Source organism: Cryobacterium sp. Hh11 (genome assembly GCF_004404045.1).
GTDB classification, from domain to species: Bacteria; Actinomycetota; Actinomycetes; order Actinomycetales; family Microbacteriaceae; genus Cryobacterium; species Cryobacterium levicorallinum.
Map to the genome: position 1 here is coordinate 1 of NZ_SOHF01000005.1, position 17,053 is coordinate 17,053.

Genomic DNA, 17,053 nt, shown 5'->3' on the forward strand with positions numbered 1-17,053 from the left:
TCCTTCAAACGATCAAGAGTCATACGGACCGCTCGTTCGCGAACCTCTGTTGGGTGTTTCTTGGGCATATCCGAATCCTTTCACCAGAAAGAAAGCGGCAGGAAATCAGGGACGGTTCATTCCGCCTCTGTTCGGGGTGTACCGTGAGGTTTTCGAGTAATGGGGGACTAAGTGAATATAAACGGGAAACGTCGAATCACGGGACGGACGGGGATCGCTGTTGCTGTTGCTGTTGCTATTATCGCGGGCACACTTGCGTCATTTCCTTTTGGTGCGCAGAGCGCGTCCGCAGAATCCCAAGGAGCGGAAGTCGTTGGTACTGAGACTGACGCCGCGGGACGGACCGTCGTTTTACGTGAAGGAACGTACAACGGCAGTGTCGGGTTCGGTTGGACAAAGATTCAGCAACGGCACAACATCCATAGCAAACACACCATCGGGTTCGTTCTCAAAGCTCCCAATGGCGGAGTGCAGCAGGGCGAAGACCGTCTATACGTCGCTTACGCCCAAGAGATCACGTGCACCGACACCTGCGTTGTGACGGATGAGCGGGAGGTGCGGGTGATTAATAAGGAGGCCATTTACGCCAGCTATTACGGGGTCACCCTGAATGCCGTCGTGGGAATCACTACGGCCTACTGCGTCAATCCCGACGGCGCGCTTTCCTGCCCAGCCTGGGTGGATCGGGCTATTGGCGCGGAAAAGCCGGCTTCGGCGTCTCGAACCTCTGAAACTTCAACAGTGACGACAACTTGGTCGTACGCACCCAAGGGGATCGACGCACAACATGACCGTTGACGTTGAGCTGTTCCTGCACACCATCCGGCAGCAGTTGCAGCAGACACCACGAATAGCTCCGGAGAAAGATTGGGTGGCTGGCGGACAGGCCGCTGACGGTCGTGCGGTCGTTCTCTACACGGCGAAAGACGGAGGTGCGCTGCTAGGAAGAATCTGGAACCTGGACAGCTACGCCGTGCTTTTCGGTACTGAGGACGCAGCGAAACTGGCCCGCGCCGCTTACACGAGCGAGATATTAGAGCCGGAAGGACCCACCGTGTTACGACAGGAGGGCTGGGCAGACGGACTAGTCGAGAAGGCCAACTCGGTGCGGTGGCTCGGGCTGGTGCCAGACAATACCCCTGATTCCACCGTTTAGTTTTCGGAAGACAGCCTTACCTGATAAAAGTTTTTCGAATCCCCGCTAGCGATAAGGCTACGTCGTGGCTAAGCAAATCGGTGAAGCAGCAGGGACGAACTGATAGCCGTCGGGCGGCGACGCATCCAAGCCCGGGGGTCTGTCTCGGCAGGCTGAACGCGGTTCGCCCTGCTCAGGCAAATCAGCCTTCCAAGGCCAGTGTCTAGTTGCCGCGGCCGGCACAGATAACCTATTTGCAAATTTTTTAAAGAAGATTCGTCACGACGGCATGGGTCCACAGCTGGGTGGATAAATAGCGGTAAGAAGTGACCGTAAGCGGGACCCCGAGTGCGACGATTATTGACCCGCTCACCGCAAAGCGGAACAGTTTCGCCATGGATGGATTACTAATTGGATACGCACGCGTTTCCACAGAGGAACAGGATCTCACCGCCCAACAAAACGCCCTGGAACGACTGGGCGTTAGATCGTCGCTGATCTACACCGATCATGGTCTGACCGGAACGAACCGAGCTCGACCCGGGCTTCGCGAAGCGTTGGCCGCCTGCCGTGCTGGAGATACCCTCGTCGTCGCCAAACTCGACAGACTCGCACGCTCACTTAGGGATGCGAAAGACATCATTGACGAGCTGACGGCCAAAGATGTGAAGCTGAGTATCGGTGGATCGGTGCATGACCCGAACGACCCGGTCGGGCGCCTCCTCTTCAACGTCCTGGCGATGGTCGCCGAATTCGAGTCGGACCTGATCCGCGCCAGAACGCGCGAAGGAATGCAGGTAGCCAAAGCGAAAGGGCATCTTCGCGGTAAACAGCCCAAACTGTCGGTACCACAGCAGAAACACTTGATCGAAGTCCACAACGCTGGCCTTCACTCCAGCGCGGAACTTGCGGAACTCTTCAACGTCGCGCGATCGACCGTTTACCGCACTATCCAACGTCAGTTCGAATCTAGCCTTTGAGAAGGGCACCGATTGAATTCCCGTTGCCGGACTATCTAGTCCGGCAACGGGAACCCTCTGCGCTACGTCCGCCCGTGGTGCGCGTCCGGGGCTGGTGCTAATGAACGTCAGGAAGCATCATTGACGAATGGCAGACGATGATGACATTGAGCTGGCGCTGATTGAGGCGCAAGATGCTGAGTACCGCAGGACGTTCGTGCCTCCGGTTCCGCTTCCTGATGATGTGCTTCGCGCGGCCGCGGGGTCCGACGACGTCTTTGTGAGGTGGCAGCTTGGCGCCTACCCATTTGTGTTGCCGGCTGACGTATTCCTGGCCTTGATCGATGACCCCGAAGAGGCAGTACGGGAGTCCACAGTCAGGCATTGGGCGGCGACAACGAGTCAGCTTGAGCTCGCGCTGGCGCTGCGGCCGGAGCTCGAAGAACAGTTGATCCTCCACGATCACGCACCGCGCAGATTGATGGACCGTCGTCCCGTCGGCGTCACTGATGGCCCGCTACGGCAGCGCTACCTCGATCAGCACGGCGCGAGTGAAGCTGAGCGCAGCAAGTTTCAATCGTTGTGCGACGACTGCCCGAGTGAAGAGCAGCTCAACGTGACTCTCGGAGATTTGTGGGAAATCGTCCACACGGGGTGATCAGCCGAGACAACCGTCAAAGTAGGATCCTCCCTCGTTATCATTGCCGTTAGCGCGCTTACCAGAGGCGGAACGCCTAGCGGTCCGGAAAGACTGACAGTGCCTTGTCCCATTCGTCGGCCGCCGAGTCAAGGTCGACGGCCGTCACTGCGACCACGACCCAGAATTGGGCCCGGTCGTCACTGCTCTGGCCAACAGGCCTGGTTTCAAGTGCAAAGTGCACCCTAACCGACGTCGACTCGTACTTATAACTTTCAACGCTGAACGCAAGATTCGGTTCCGTGAATTCGAGCGACGGCACAACTCCCGCGTCTCCAATGATGCTGACGGGGATGCTTCCATCGGCCACGCTCCGCAGCCAGGCCGAAATCTGTTTCGCTTCGAAGGTCGTCAAACACGGAACAGAAAATTGCCACTCCGTGTCCGGTGCCGATACGTCCCCGCTGATGACCAGCCAGTTGTCATCCCACTCATCGCCGGCAGAGTTCGCGAACTCATATCGAACAGGCTCCAACGTCACGGAGGCTCTCGTGCCCACACCCAGTTGCATGGGTAAATCCTACTGACCGCAGGCTTCGCTGAAGACATCGCTCACCCTTCGCAAACGTCCAGCTCCTCGGTCCCATTAGCCGGACGGCGACCGGGACACCTTAGAATGGTCGTCGTCTACTCGGTTACTGGCGGTGCCGGGACGGAACTTGTCAAGGTCGATGAGGCCAGTGGGAGTTTAGGCGGGTCGTAGAAGTGTTGGAAACACCGTTGCAGAGACAGCCCTCCCCGGGCGGTCCGGTCATGACTGGGGCTGTGCCCCCGCGTCGCTGGAGACCTCGGCGATCCGTTTGATCGCGGCGAGGGTTTTCGGGATGCCATCGAGGGCTTGCTGGGTGCGGTCGAGGATTTGAGCATGGGCGTCTTCGCCGAACTTGTCCTCGAACATGGCGATCCCGTCCGGCAGGAACTCCCAAGACTCGGTGAGTATCGTCCCGGTCTCCGCGGCGGCGAAGCTGAAGCCCCAGCGGACGAAGCTGCCGCCCACCACCCAGGCGAACTCGCGACAGTGCTCTGCCGTCACAACCTCAGACCGGGTCTCCCAGGTCCGATGCGGGAGCTCGTTGTGCCCGGTGAACCAGGCACCGACTCGACCAGCCTCGGCCTCGTCGTCCCACCAACACGACGTGCAGACGGGGCTCCACTCGCCGGTGCGGGTGATGTCGGAGAGCAGGTCGTAGAGAAACGCGGCCGACGCCTCGACGATGACGGATTCCTGGTGGCTGCGGATGCTTGTCTCACTCATGCATATACCCTAACGGAGCGGTCATTTCTTCTGCCGCCGGCTGCCGCCGTGCCAGTCTTCTTGCTGTCCGACCGTGCTCGCGTCGACTCCGAACGCGGCCAGCTGTGGCTGCTCGCGCAGGCTGCGTTTGAGTTCGGCAAATCCTGGGAAGCGTGCCAGAGCGACGACGTGGTCCCACAACTCGACTGCTGAGTCCTCGTGCGGCAGGCGGCTGATCACCGGTCCGAAGAAGGCCGCACCGGTGGGTGGCTCGAAGTGGATGATGGGCGTGCCCACGTCTTTTCCCGTCAGCGAGAGTGCCTCGTCCGTCTCCTGCTGGATCTCGATGTCCCATGATTCGTCGTCGAGAGCTTCCACCAGCTCGAGCGGTAGGCCCGCCTCGGCGAGGATCGGCTCCGCAAACGCACGCGTCCCGCGGAGCTCACGCACCTCGCCCTCGCTCCGATGATCGTCTGGACCGGGGGCGGTGTCGAAGATGTGGGCCCCGAAGGCTGCGTACAGCGGCGCCATCGCCTCGCGGCCGTGCTCGGCGCGCGCGCGGGCGGCTACCCGCAAAAGCCGGAGCCCGGCGGTATGTCCTGCTTCGTACTCGGGAGGGAAGTGCGCGTCATAGTCGACGTGGGCGTTGATCAGGCGTAACGAGATGAACCGCCAGTCCACGGTGTAGTCGCGCTGCGCCTGCACCTGTCGCACCCACTTGCTGGTCATCCAGGCGAAAGGGCAGACGGGGTCGAAGTAGAAGTTGATGTCGGCATCCATACGTCCACCCTAGGTCAGTGCTGAAAACACGACCGAGATCGAAGTTTGGTCATCGCCGTGCCGGTAATACGGGCTCTGAGAGTCGTCACACTTTTCCTGACACCGTAGCCCTCATTCGAGCCTGCTTGGCGCGGATTGCTGGCGCGGACCATGGATCGCCGTGCCCGCAAGGGGGACGGCCCCCGGGCATTCCCCCGGGAAGCTGGCGGTTCCGACCGGGCGGAATTGCGACGGTGTCCGTTTAACTGTCCCGACATTAAGCCCGATGACCGGGCGTCATACGCACGAGGTCGAGGACGGTGTATTTCCACCGGCGCAGGCGGGAGCCCTACGCGTGCCCTGGTCGCCATGGAGGCCTCGGCGAACTCACGTATGCGGGTGCCGTACTTGAGCAAGCGCTCGTCGTAGCAGGTGCGCGAGACCGAGCCCGAAGAGTCATCCAAAGTCCATGATTCTCAGATGTTCGAGGCCAGCCCAAGTGAATCGAAGTGGATCGAGCACCACAGTAACGGCCGACGGGAGCAATCAACCGCCGCGGAATAAACGTTGGATAAACGTTGAGTGCATCAAGTCCTGGCGTTTCCGCGGGAATTCAAGTCCTGATCAAACCAATTTAAGCGCGCGGAAATGGGAATTGAACCCGAAACCTACCGCCTGCAATCGCTCCCCCGCGGACCTAAGTACCGCGGAATTCCAGACGTCGAAGGTCGCGTTTCCAGGAGATTTGCGCAATAAACGGTGAATAAACGACCAGTGCACCAAGTCTTGCCCTTTCGGTAAAGACAAGAAACCCTGATCAGGTCTAAATTACAGTAGGGCGGCCGGGACTTGAACCCGGGACCGACGGTTTGCGCCGGGGCTCTTTTGGACCAATCAGCTGCGGACTGACATCTCGGTTTGTCTCGACTTATCTCGGTCTGATCAGGAGCTTCTTGTGTGAAATGTCAATGTAATTGACTCAATACCTCGGCCCATCTTGGTGTGTCTCGAGGCCATAAACGTTGAATAAGCGTGCGCGCATCAAATCTCCAGAACACTGCCCGATGCCGCCGGCAACCATCCCTACATTGAGCATGAGCAAAATCGTAAACGGTGGCACGAATGTCGTCAAGGCCTCAGCGCCACGCGCCACGCGAATGGGCGTCCAGTCCTTTAAGTGAGCAAGCATTGTTACCGCCAATGAAAATGGCGCCATTTTTGCCCGGCGCTTGCGAGCCACCGTCCGACTAAGACTAGGATCGCTGCGTACCTCTCATATTTACGGGTGCGTTGCCTCGGCGAGCCGGAGGATGCGCTCGGCGCGTCCTCGCATCGCAGCATCAACCATGGCGCCCGACCGCAGCGTGGTAACACCACCGGCGAGCAGCGCTTCTATGACCTCGCTGGCCCATGATATGTCGGCCGAGTTCGGCAAGAAGGCCGACCGAATAACAGGCAGCTGCACCGGATGAATGGCAACCCGGCCGATCAATCCCATGGAAGCACCACGGCGTGTGTCGCTCAGCAGCCCGTCGAGATCTGTAATGCCCGGCCATGCCGACACCATGGGCGGCGGCAGTGCAGCGGCCCGCGAGGCGACCACAAGGCGGATGCGCGCAAAGTCAATCACCTGCTGGGACGAGGCGCCCAGGTCGCTCGCAAGATCCGAATCGCCGAGTGCAAGGCCGGCCGTGACTGGATGTTCAGCCAAGGCGAATGCGCGTTCGATACCAAGTGCCGTCTCGATCAGTGCGGTGACTTGAGAGAAGCCAGCGACAGAATCCAGTTGGGCAGCGTTCTCGGCCTTGGGCAAGCGCAGCGCAAAGCGGTCGGCGACCGGTAAGAGCGCGTCCAAGTCCTCGTCACTACCTGCCGTGACGCGAACCTGGATGCGTGGACCGGACCGGTCCGTGGCGGCATCATTGTCTTTCGTCCGCAGCCACTCCACGACATTGAGTCGGGCTTCGACCTTCTCTGCGCTCGGCACGGAGTCTTCAAGGTCGAGAATGACGAGGTCCGCGCCGCTTGCCACAGCCTTAGCGAACCGTTCGGGCCGGTTGCCCGGCACGTAGAGCCCCGTCAGGATGAGCGGGCCATCCGTGGTCGCGGCGCTCACACTACCCCCCGGACACGGAGTTGTTCGAGTTGTTCCGTGCTGACCCCGATCTCGGCGAGGACTTCGTCGGTGTTTCGGCCATGGGCACGCCCAGGCCAACGGATGCGCCCTGGAGTCTCGGACAGGCGAAACAGGACATTCTGCATCTTTATCTGGCCAAGTTCGTCGTCTTCGACAGACTGTATTGTGCCGATTGCTTGGTATTGCGGATCGGCAATGACACCGCGCACGTCGTAGACCGGGGCGATTGCCGCCTCCGAGAGTTCGAACGCTGCGATAACGTCCTCGGCTGATCGCGCGGCGATCCACGTGGACACAGCCAGGTCGAGTTCGTCGGCATGCTGGGCACGTTCGTGACCCGATACAAACCATGGTTGGGTCACCAGATCGGGTCTTCCCACGAGCGTAAGCACTCGTTCGGCAATTGACTGAGAGCTTGTGCTGACTGCCAGCCACGTATTGTCCTGCGTTCGGTAGACATTGCGCGGGGAGTTGTTCACGGAACGATTCCCGGTCCGCTCTTGCACGGTTCCCAGCTGATCGAACGCTGTGATCTGTGCGCCCAGCAGCATGAGAATCGGTTCTATGATCGCCATATCGATGACTTGTCCAGCACCTGAAATCTCGACGCCTCGGAGGGCGACCATGATCGCGTAGCTCGTTGCAAGCGCAGCGACGCCATCGGCCAGTCCAAACGGCGGCAACGTTGGCGGGCCATCGGGTTCACCGGTTAGGGCAGCGAACCCGCTCATAGCTTCCGCCAATGATCCGAACCCGGGCCGGGCCGCGTAGGGTCCAACCTGCCCGAATGCGGTTACTCGGGCGATGACGAGTCTCGGGTTGGCGGCAAGCAAGCGCTCAGGGCCCAAGCCCCAACGTTCGAGGGTGCCAGGCCGAAAATTCTCGACGAGGACGTCGGCCTCAGCCACCAGCCGCAGAAGCAGGTCGGCGCCATCGGGCCGGCCGAGGTTGAGGGTCACCGTGCGTTTATTGCGCCCCAAGGTCTTCCACCACAGGTTGATGCCGTTTTTCGCGGGGCCATGGCCGCGAGCCGCGTCCGGTTTCGTCGGATGTTCGATTTTGATCACATCTGCGCCGAAATCACCGAGGAACGTAGCGGCGAGGGGGCCCGCGAACAGAGTAGAGATATCCAGAACGCGGATACCGGTCAGGGGGGCATTCATGATTCGTTCTCTCCAGAAACATCCCAGCAAAGTCGAAAGCCAATGTTCTCCGACCGTTCCAGCCCCAAGCCGGGCAGCAGATATTTGGCCGTGAACTCAGATGCCCGTGGGCCGCCGTCAAAATACCAGTCGGACCCCACCGGGTTGTATGAGCTCCCGCCTTTGAGCATCACGAAGCGGGTAACGCCGTCGCTGTGCTCGCTTTCGGTCCAATTCCAGACCAGCGGCCGTAACCGCGCAAATGCCGGATCTGCGGCTGCAACCTGCCATTCAAATTCGGTTGGAAGACGGGCGCCGAACCAGACGGCATAGGCGCGTGCGTCGGCCAGATTGACCATGGTGACGGGACGCGCGTCGCCGAGGCCGGTTCCTACCGAGGAACTTGGAACCTCCAGAAAGCGGTTCGGTATGACTGGTCGATAGCCGGTGGCCGCGACGAAGGCGTCGAACTCTGTCCGCGTTACCTCTGTGGTCGCCACAGCGACTCTGCCCAGCACCACGGTCAGTGCTTCGAGGCGGTCGTCGTGAAGTCGTGGCGGAAGCGGTTTCCATTCATCGACGTAGGGAGCGCCCTGATAGAGGCCCGTCTCTCGGCGCCGATACTGGACGCTCAGTGTCCACTCGCCAGCGGGTACCTGGACGGTGGAGCCGGGCGTGACGACGGGACCTGTTGAGGCTGTCACGGGGACCCGCACGGCCACGCGAGCGGGGAAGACAGCGGACGGGGCCGCGCGATCCGCAGCATCGGCTAATTCCTTCTGGAGTAGGACGGTCAGCCATGCGGGATCGGGTCCGGTGACCGTAACGATGGCCGTAACGCCCCGCGCGGGCACGATGACCGCTGAGTTCGCTGCAGTTAGGACTGTGCCGCTGCCGAGGTCAATCAGCCGGGATTCGGCGGCCGAGTCGAGAGCTGCTCCATTCAGCACTGGCCCGTTGTAGTCAGATTTCTCACGGTTGATGATGGTCCACAGAGTTGTTGTCGGGGTTTGGAACTTGCTGACATAGACCCGTGCGGCAAGGGCCTGGGACGCGGCATCAACCAGGGGCGTCCAATCGCCGTCGACGAGAACGTCGGTGAGGGTACGCTGCACACGGAGCATGCGGCGCAAGGTGGCTTTGTCGCGCTCGTTCCAACCGACCCAGACGCCAAAGACTGTGTCCCAGATGAGCATGCCGGTGCCGTTCATGAAACTCGACTGCAGCTCAGAGCTGTGGTCGCGGTTCCACCGGCGAGTGTGGTGCATCATGTGGCGTCGCTCGTACCAGTGCGCCCTCAGCACACCAGGTGCTTCACTGTCGGCAAACCATTGCGCCCAACTCAGATGGTGATCTTCAATCCGGGACAGCTGTATGCGTGATTCGCCTTCCAGCACCTGCGGCGGGTCGGCCGAAACTAGGGCGGCAATCAGGTCGGTTCCCCCTTCCTTCATGGTGTCCAAGAAGACACCGTCCACGCGCATCTCGTTGACCAAGCGAGCCAGCTCCGCGGGGTCGTCGTCGGACGCGCGTCGAGTCCCCGTGTCCCACGGGTTGTAGTTGATGAACACTTTGAGGCCGTGTCGATGAAATTCCGAGACCAGGGCGGTGATCCCCTCAACGTCGCGGTAGAAGTCGAACTGGTTCCGGTCATCGATACCGATGACCGGATAGGCATGCCACAACACGATGCCGTCGAAGCCGCCGTGATCAGCCGTGCCAGCAAGAAAAGCCGCAATCGTGAAGTGACCAGTCTCATGGTCGTAGAGTCGTTCGTCCCAGAGCCAGACCAGGGCCACGCTGAAGCAGGACCGTGTCCAGAGGGCATCGCGTGAGTCGTAGGCGGTGCCGCTGTAGGCAAGGCGGGTACGGGCCGATTCCCGCCAGTGGGCAAGATGTTCCCGCCACTCGGGCCACTCAGCTGGGTCTGTCGGTGCGGAGAAGATCTTCACCACGTCGCCGGCCGCATCGTCAATCCCGTCGGCGTCGAGCAGGGTCGGCAGATCGATTCCGCGGGGCACGAGGGGGTTGAACTCGTTGGTGTTCGCCTCGTCGACGTCGAACACGGCAGTCATCCTCGAATCTCCTGGGAATGAATTGACGTGGTTTCGCCGGCAAGTGTCGCGGTTCGTGCTGCGAGTTCGTCGAAGCCGATCTGGTCATATGCAGGCAGACTCGTAGCCAGCCGGTTTTTCAACGGATCAACCCAACGCCCCGGCAGTCCGCGGGCACCGGTCAGTGCGCCCGTGATGGAACCGGCAGTGGCACCAGTGGAGTCGGTATCCCACCCGCCGGTGACGGCAAGGGTGATCGTGGTCTCAAAATCACCGGCACCACGCACCAGGGAAAAGGCCAGCAGTGCCGCGTTGTTCAGCACGTGAACCCAGTGCAGGTGTCCATATTCTGCGTACAGCAGATCCAAAGCCCGCTCCGTGGCGTGCGTCGAGCGGCCGAGATCCATTCCGAAGCGGATCGCAGTGGCGTACCGGCTGTCCGGAGGAATGATTTCGAGCGCGGCACTGAGAACCTCGTCGACGGAATCTGACACGATCGCCGAAGCGGAGGCCGCCGCAACGAACATGGCGCCATACACTCCGTTTCGGCGGTGGCTCAGCCGGGCGTCGCGCCAGGCCAGTTCTGCCGCTGTTCCGGGACGGCCCGGATTGACCCAACCATAAACATCCGCTCGAATCTGAGCCCCAATCCATTCGCGGAAGGGATTCTGAATTGCCCCCGCTTCTTCTGGCTCGTAACCGTTGAGCAAGTTTCGGTAGGTAATGCGTTCGGCTGTGAATACTCGGCCGCCCGGCAGATTGGCCAGCCAGCTCTCCGCCACATCGCGAGTCGTGAAGTTCCTGCCGACTCGCTCGAGCAGGTCGAGGGCGATGAGGGGGAAGTTCAGGTCGTCGTCTTCGGGCATCCCGTCGATGTTCTCGATCAGACTTGTCGAACGGCTGCGGCGATTCCATGGGAATCGATCGGCAATCGCCGGGTCCAAGCCGACTTCGGTGAAATAGGACGCGATGGGCCAGTTTGCAGTGGACTGTGCAATCAGGCGAATACCGTCACGCGGGATTTTCTCAACCGGTTTTCCGAGCAGGCAACCGGCGGCGCGGCCGAGCCAAGCGCCGTGTATTCGGTCCTGAATTGTCGTGGGATCGACGTTCATAGCATCCGTGGGCGGGATCACTCCCTCATCCGAGACGGTGAGGAGGGCACGGATGTCCTCGAGATCGTCCGGTTCTGTTGCAGCGATGACCTCAGGAAGCGCGACCAAGTCGAGTTCGTACATTAACTCCCGAGCCAGACTGCGAAGCTTCGGCTCGGCCTGCAGTGGAGTGGCCCCGGTTACCGCCGGAATGAGTGAGCCGCCGGCTTCGGACCAGCGTTCGCCAAGGGCGCCGAGGTCGCGGCCTTCCTCGCCCGCGGCGTTGATGGCGTGAGCAACAAGATCTTCCGGCTGAGTCCAACTCAGCCGGAGGGCTCCAGTACGGGATGTTTGGGCCTCAACTCGGGGAATCGACGTTGTTTGCGGTACCGTCATCGCGAAGCACTTCTCTGGAAGCTGGCTGGTGCCGGTGCGGTGAGTGCACTCATCGTAGATCCCCGAAGTGTGGAGCGTTGCTGGTCTCGGGTCCAGATTTCGCGGCTGACCGCAGTCATGGTGGCGGCTGGAGCCTCAAGGTCGACACGGCTGGCCGTGGACACGGCCTCCCGCCACTCCAAGGGCACGTTGTCGACGCCGTTCAGGGCTCCGCAGATGGCGCCGGCCATGGTGGCAATGGAGTCCGAATCGCGACCGTAATTGACAGCGCCGAGCACCGCTTCGGGGTAATCACCGGCTGCGACAACGAGCATGCCCAGGGCGATTGGCAGCTCTTCGATCGATTTGGTGCGGTTGGGGATGCGGGCATCACGTGCAGGTTTGCGATAGTCGGCACCGACGGTGTCGTAGGGAGTGACCGCCCGCCGTAGGGGGCCGATGGCCTCGCGCCAGTCGGTGATTCCGTCCGCTGCGTTCACCACCGCTTCGATTGCGTCGCGGGTGCCGTCCTTGGCCAGGCGCAAGGCGGTAGCGATTACCGAGCTGACGGACGCACCGGGCCGCATGGCCTCCGCGACGGACGCCGCAAATACTCCGGCAGCTTCCCGTCCATAGCTTGACTGATGCGCGCCGGCGACGTCAATGCCTTCGGCGTAGGCGGTATCGGGTGAGCCCGCGTTGGCAATTCCGATCGGGGCGACGTACATCGTGGCGCCGCAGTTAACGATGTTCCCGACGCCGGCCTCGCGCGGATCGATGTGACCGTAGTGCAAGCGGGCGACGAGCCATTTCTCGGCCAGGAAAATGCGGTGCAGGAGCAACGCTTCGGATTCCAGTTCGGGGACCCAGCGTTTCTCCCCGATGAGAAGCGGTACGAGGTGGTCGGCGATGGAGAAGGCATCCAGGTGATCACGGACCGTGGCATACACGTCGACCAGAGCCGTCGTCATCAACGTGTCATCCGTGATGTGACCGTCGCCCTTATGGTACGGAGCAATCGGGCGTGCATTTCGCCAATCGTCAAAGAACGGACCGACGATGCCGTCGATGTAGCCCCCGTATCGCTGTTGGATCGCCTCCGGCGTATTGCCTTCGGCGGCGCCACCGAGGGCATCGCCCACGGCCGCACCAGCCAGCACTCCGGTGGCCTTGTCCTGCAGCAGATCCATCTGATTCTCCAAGCTCGTGACGAAATAGTTTCAATCCAGTGAATGCCGGTGGCTCGTCCCACGGGTGACACGAGCCACCGTCCCGCTCGGTTCGGACCGAAGTCCCGAACCGTTGTTACGAATCAGGCGAGAATCATCCGATTCCGGCGAACCCGTCCTGCAGCTGAGCCCGCAGTTCTTCCGTGGTGATTGCGTTCGCGAAGTACTGCTGAAGCGCGGGAGTGGCAATCTGGTCCTTCCACTGCACATAGCCAACCGCGGACTGGAACGGAGCCATCGCGAGGGTCTCACCGGATTTGAGAATCTCCGTCCAACCACCATCGCCTCCAGTGGCGCTCAGAAGCGCTGCCCGACCATCTGCGGAGGTCGGTACAAGCCAGTCGCCCTGACCCAGGGCCGACAAATTCTCAGCCCCGGCGAAAAATTCGAGGAATGCAGCAGCCTCTTCGATGTGGTCACTCTCTGCTGCCACCGACAAGGTCTGGGGATTAGCAGCCTGAGCGGTTCCCGCAGAACCAGCGAGCGGCGGAAGAACGACCCAGTTGAAACCTTCCGGGGCTGACTCGGTCATCTGCTGCGAGTAGAAGTTGCCGCCGAAGAACATGGCATAGTCGCCGCCGAAAAATCCAGGCAGAGCATCCGTACCGCTGAGAGTCAGCGAGACCGGCTCGATTGACTTGTCGTCGTAAGCCATCGCATGGATGCGCTCCGGAACCTCAAGTTCGGCGTCACCGACGGAGATCGTCGAAACACCATCTGCCGTTGCAAAATAGGTGCCATCGAAGCCAAGCCCCATATTCATGACCGTGGCGGTCGGTGACTTCAATCCCCAGCCAAGACCGTAGCCGCCGTCCACTGTCAGTTCACTCGAGACCGCCGCGAGATCGTCCCAGCTCAGTTCATCGCCCGTGGGGAGTTCAACACCCGCTGCGGCGAACGCATCGGCGTTAGCGAAGACAACGTAGGACTGGAGCAGCGTGGGCAGGCCCACAATTGAGCCATCGCTGGCGGTGACTGTCTTCCAAATGTCGTCGGTGATGCCCCTCTTAAGGTCTTCCCCCAGGTACGGGCTGAGGTCAGCCAGATAGCCCTGCTCTGCGAAGCCCGCGATCGCCGCGGATTCATAGTGGATGATGTCGGGTGCGGTGCCGCCCTGGAACTGGGTCACGAGCTGGTCCTGCACGTTGTCCCAGCTGCCCTGAGTGATGTTCACCTGCACATTCGGGTTCGCGGCATTCCAGTCGGCCACAATAGTTTCCGTCGCGGCAATGGTTGTTTCCTGCCAGGCGAGACTCTGGAAGGTAAGGGTGATCGGACTTCCGGGCTCGGCGGTGGCTCCGCTGCAACCGGCCAAGAGGCCGGTGACGGCCAGGAGGCCGACGCCGACGGTGATGGCTTTCTTCATGGACTTGCTCCTTGTGTGTAGGTACCGCTGCGCACACCAATGTGCGCGGCATTGAAACAGGTGACGATTGGTAGGCTCTTTATCCCTTGACGGCCCCGCTCAACAGGCCAGAAGTGAGGCGCTTCTGGATGAGTGCGAAGAACGCAAGGCTGGGAATGGTCGCCAGGAGTGAAGCGGCGGCAAGTTGACCGAGCTGCACCTGGCCTTCCGCCCCGACGAACCGGGCGAGGGTGAGGGGCAGGGTCTGGAGGGCCGGGTCCTGAATCAGAACGAGGGCGAAAAAGAACTCGTTCCAGGACGAGATGAAAGTGAACATGCTCGTGGCGACGAGCCCGGGCATAAGAAGAGGAAACACGATCGACCGCAGGACACGCAATTTAGACGCGCCATCCATCGCCCCCGCTTCTTCGAGTTCCACCGGGATTCCCGCCACATAGCCCTGCAACATCCAGAGCGCAAAAGGCAGCGACCACACCGCGTAAACGATGATCAGGCCTAGATGGGAATTGAGCAGGTTGATTTCCCGCAGCACGAGGAACAACGGGATGATGATCAGGATGAACGGAAATACCTGGCTCAGCAGGATCCAGCCCGTGGCAACTCCGCGGAGTTTGGTGCGGAACCGTGCCAGCGCATACGCCGCCGGAAGCGACATGAGTGTGACGACGATAGTGGTCGACAGGGCAACGAACAGGCTGTTGCCGGCGGCAGTGAAGAGGTCGGCTTTCTGAACGGCCGCGACAAAGTTGTCCAGAGCGAACGAATCCGGTAGGAAGGACTGCGTTGGTGAGCTGAGCTCCCGCGGTGTCTTGAACGAGGCCAGGAGCAGCCACAACAGTGGAAAGCCAAGAAAGACGATGTACCCCGTCAGGGCCAAGTACTGCAGGGTTCGGGCGGGCCAGCGAGTTCTGGTGGATTTCATTTGCTCTCTCGCATTTGTGAGCGAAGGTAGAAGAACAGGAAGAAGGCGATGACGATCACCATGACGTTGCCCATTGCTGAGGCGAGGCCGAAGTTTCCATATCGGAACGCTTCGTTGTAGGCGAAGAGCATAGGCAGCATGGTTTCACCGCCCGGCCCGCCGGCCGTCAGTACGAAGACCAGGGCAAAGGAATTGAAGTTCCAGATCAGGTCGAGCGTGGTGATGGCGATGATGACGGGTTTGAGGGCAGGAAGAGTCACATGGATGAATCGTTTCCACGACCCGGCCCCGTCAATGGATGCCGCCTCGTGCAATTCCGCTGATATAGATTGAAGCCCGGCCAGGAGGACTATTGTGGTCTGGGGCATGCCGGCCCACACCGCGACCACGATCACTGCGGGCAGGGCTGTGGCGAAGTTGCCGAGCCAGTTGATTTCACCGGGGAGTCCGACCGAGCTGAGCATGTCGTTGATCGGCCCGTACGTGGGGTTGAGCATGAGACGCCACATAATGGCGATGATCACCGGTGGCATCGCCCAGGGCACGAGTACGAGTGTGCGGGCGAGCCAGCGCATCTTGATGTCGAGGTTCAGCAGGGAAGCGAGGCCGAGGGACGCCAAGAATTGCAGCACGGTGACCGAGACCGCCCAGATCATTCCTATGCGGAACGACTTCCAGAAGAGTTCGTAGCTGAGCAATTTAACGTAGTTGTCGAGACCGTTCACCGAGGTAGTCGCGTTGAGACCGGCCTTAGCGTCGGTGAACCCGAGCAGGATGCCCTGCAGGAGTGGATAAACGCTGAAGATGACGACGGGGATAAGCGCCGGCAACACGAGTAGCCAGGCATCGCGGTTCTTCCCCCGGTGAGACGGTGAACCCTTGGGCCGTCTACTGAACGAACGGGACCTGATGAGGGTCATGCGGGCACGATGGAAGACTCACGGATGACAAGGGCGGGGGCGACGACCACGCTGTGCACCGGAAGGCTCGGATCCGCGATTCGTGCCAGCAGGAGTTTCGCTGCCTTGCGCGCACGTTTGGTCGACCCGAGGTCGACGCTGGTCAGCGCCGGGTTGGCGAGTTCAGCGATGCTGGTGTTGTCCATTCCGACCAGCGCGATGTCCTGCGGCACCCGCAGACCACGCCCGACGATGATCTTCATCGCGGCCACGGCCAACAGGTCATTCGCACAGACGATCGCGTCTGGACTGGACTGGTTGAGGAGCGCAGTGGTTGCCACGAGACCGGCCTCGTAGGTGAAGTCGTCAGCTTCGACCTGCAGGTCGCTGGTAATTGGCAGGGAAAGCTTGGCCATCGCCCTGAGATACCCCGCGAGCCGTGCCGTCCCCGGGACCGTATCGACAGGACCATTGAGAAACCCGATCTGGCGCCGACCGTTTTCGTGAAGGTGTTGGACCGCCAAGCCGACACCTTTGCGTGAATTGGCCCGAACGTTGTCCACAGCAACACCTTCCGGGAGGGAACCGATGATGACCAGCGGCAAGCGGCTGGCCCGCAACTCCTCGATCAGGTCGGGGGTGACCCTCAGCGGGCTGAGGATGAGGCCGTCGGCGAACCCTCGGTTCAGGTTCTTGAGCAGGTCGATCTGGTCGACCGGGTCACTCCCCGTGGAGGAAAGCACGAGTCGAAACCCGGCAGAGGCGACCACCTCGTTCACTGCGTGCATCATGGACACGTAGACCGGGTTACCGACGTCAGCGACGGCGAGGGCGATCTGCTCCGTGCGTCCAACTTTGAGGGAACGAGCCGTGGAATTGGGTACGTAACCCAGTTCAGCCGCCGCAGCACGCACGCGCTCGGCGATCGACTCGGAGGCCGGCAAACCGTTCAAGACCCTGGACACCGAAGCGATCGATACCCCGGCGCGTTCTGCCACTCGCACGAGAGTTGATTTGCCAGAATTCACTTGATTTCCCGATCTTCATTGAA

Annotated in this window: 16 protein-coding genes; 4 read left to right on the forward strand and 12 right to left on the reverse strand. The window is 61.0% G+C overall.

All coding sequences use genetic code 11. The features are described 5' to 3' along the window. Window positions 1-171 precede the first annotated feature (171 nt). The 4 genes from E3T46_RS00840 to E3T46_RS00855 all read left to right on the forward strand — a co-directional run bounded on the left by E3T46_RS00840 (window position 172) and on the right by E3T46_RS00855 (window position 2,752). Window positions 172-798 carry a hypothetical protein gene (locus tag E3T46_RS00840; RefSeq protein WP_134577095.1) on the forward strand — a complete coding sequence of 209 codons (627 nt, stop codon included), beginning with the start codon at window positions 172-174 and terminating at the stop codon, window positions 796-798. Then, window positions 788-1,156 (forward strand): hypothetical protein, encoded by a 369-nt coding sequence (locus E3T46_RS00845; protein ID WP_134442905.1) that lies wholly within the window; start codon window positions 788-790, stop codon window positions 1,154-1,156. Before E3T46_RS00840 ends, E3T46_RS00845 begins: the two co-directional genes overlap by 11 nt. A gap of 374 nt (window positions 1,157-1,530) precedes the next feature. After that, entirely contained in the window at window positions 1,531-2,115 is a 585-nt protein-coding gene (locus E3T46_RS00850) for a recombinase family protein (protein ID WP_134577096.1), read from the forward strand. 127 nt (window positions 2,116-2,242) lie between these two features. Continuing rightward, on the forward strand, window positions 2,243-2,752 hold the full coding sequence (locus E3T46_RS00855) for a hypothetical protein (RefSeq protein WP_134443207.1): 510 nt from the start codon (window positions 2,243-2,245) through the stop codon (window positions 2,750-2,752). 76 nt (window positions 2,753-2,828) lie between these two features. Here E3T46_RS00855 and E3T46_RS00860 read toward each other — a convergent pair whose 3' ends face one another. The 12 genes from E3T46_RS00860 to E3T46_RS00915 form a co-directional block, all read right to left on the reverse strand. Beyond that, on the reverse strand, window positions 2,829-3,302 hold the full coding sequence (locus tag E3T46_RS00860) for a hypothetical protein (RefSeq protein ID WP_134471271.1): 474 nt from the start codon (window positions 3,300-3,302) through the stop codon (window positions 2,829-2,831). Between the two features lie 240 nt (window positions 3,303-3,542). Beyond that, window positions 3,543-4,046: an SRPBCC family protein gene (locus E3T46_RS00865; protein WP_134577097.1), complete on the reverse strand. Its 504-nt coding sequence runs from the start codon at window positions 4,044-4,046 to the stop codon at window positions 3,543-3,545. 21 nt (window positions 4,047-4,067) lie between these two features. Then, window positions 4,068-4,805, reverse strand: a complete 738-nt coding sequence (locus tag E3T46_RS00870) for a hypothetical protein (RefSeq protein WP_134577098.1) — start codon at window positions 4,803-4,805, stop codon at window positions 4,068-4,070. 1,258 nt (window positions 4,806-6,063) lie between these two features. Next, window positions 6,064-6,900: a CoA ester lyase gene (locus tag E3T46_RS00875; RefSeq protein ID WP_166790140.1), complete on the reverse strand. Its 837-nt coding sequence runs from the start codon at window positions 6,898-6,900 to the stop codon at window positions 6,064-6,066. Then, window positions 6,897-8,084 (reverse strand): CoA transferase, encoded by a 1,188-nt coding sequence (locus tag E3T46_RS00880; protein ID WP_134577100.1) that lies wholly within the window; start codon window positions 8,082-8,084, stop codon window positions 6,897-6,899. The genes E3T46_RS00875 and E3T46_RS00880 overlap by 4 nt, the downstream gene beginning before the upstream one ends. Further along, on the reverse strand, window positions 8,081-10,138 hold the full coding sequence (locus tag E3T46_RS00885; protein ID WP_134577101.1) for an SUMF1/EgtB/PvdO family nonheme iron enzyme: 2,058 nt from the start codon (window positions 10,136-10,138) through the stop codon (window positions 8,081-8,083). The genes E3T46_RS00880 and E3T46_RS00885 overlap by 4 nt, the downstream gene beginning before the upstream one ends. Next, window positions 10,135-11,607, reverse strand: a complete 1,473-nt coding sequence (locus E3T46_RS00890; RefSeq protein ID WP_134577102.1) for an ADP-ribosylglycohydrolase family protein — start codon at window positions 11,605-11,607, stop codon at window positions 10,135-10,137. The genes E3T46_RS00885 and E3T46_RS00890 overlap by 4 nt, the downstream gene beginning before the upstream one ends. Next, on the reverse strand, window positions 11,604-12,776 hold the full coding sequence (locus E3T46_RS00895; RefSeq protein ID WP_134577103.1) for an ADP-ribosylglycohydrolase family protein: 1,173 nt from the start codon (window positions 12,774-12,776) through the stop codon (window positions 11,604-11,606). The genes E3T46_RS00890 and E3T46_RS00895 overlap by 4 nt, the downstream gene beginning before the upstream one ends. A gap of 133 nt (window positions 12,777-12,909) precedes the next feature. Then, window positions 12,910-14,181: an extracellular solute-binding protein gene (locus E3T46_RS00900; RefSeq protein ID WP_134577104.1), complete on the reverse strand. Its 1,272-nt coding sequence runs from the start codon at window positions 14,179-14,181 to the stop codon at window positions 12,910-12,912. 79 nt (window positions 14,182-14,260) lie between these two features. After that, window positions 14,261-15,103, reverse strand: coding sequence for a carbohydrate ABC transporter permease (locus E3T46_RS00905; protein WP_134577105.1), 843 nt, complete (start codon window positions 15,101-15,103; stop codon window positions 14,261-14,263). Further along, complete coding sequence (locus tag E3T46_RS00910) at window positions 15,100-16,023, reverse strand: sugar ABC transporter permease (RefSeq protein WP_134577106.1); 924 nt, start codon at window positions 16,021-16,023, stop codon at window positions 15,100-15,102. Before E3T46_RS00910 ends, E3T46_RS00905 begins: the two co-directional genes overlap by 4 nt. Continuing rightward, on the reverse strand, window positions 16,020-17,000 hold the full coding sequence (locus E3T46_RS00915; RefSeq protein ID WP_241980391.1) for a LacI family DNA-binding transcriptional regulator: 981 nt from the start codon (window positions 16,998-17,000) through the stop codon (window positions 16,020-16,022). The genes E3T46_RS00910 and E3T46_RS00915 overlap by 4 nt, the downstream gene beginning before the upstream one ends. Window positions 17,001-17,053 lie beyond the last annotated feature (53 nt).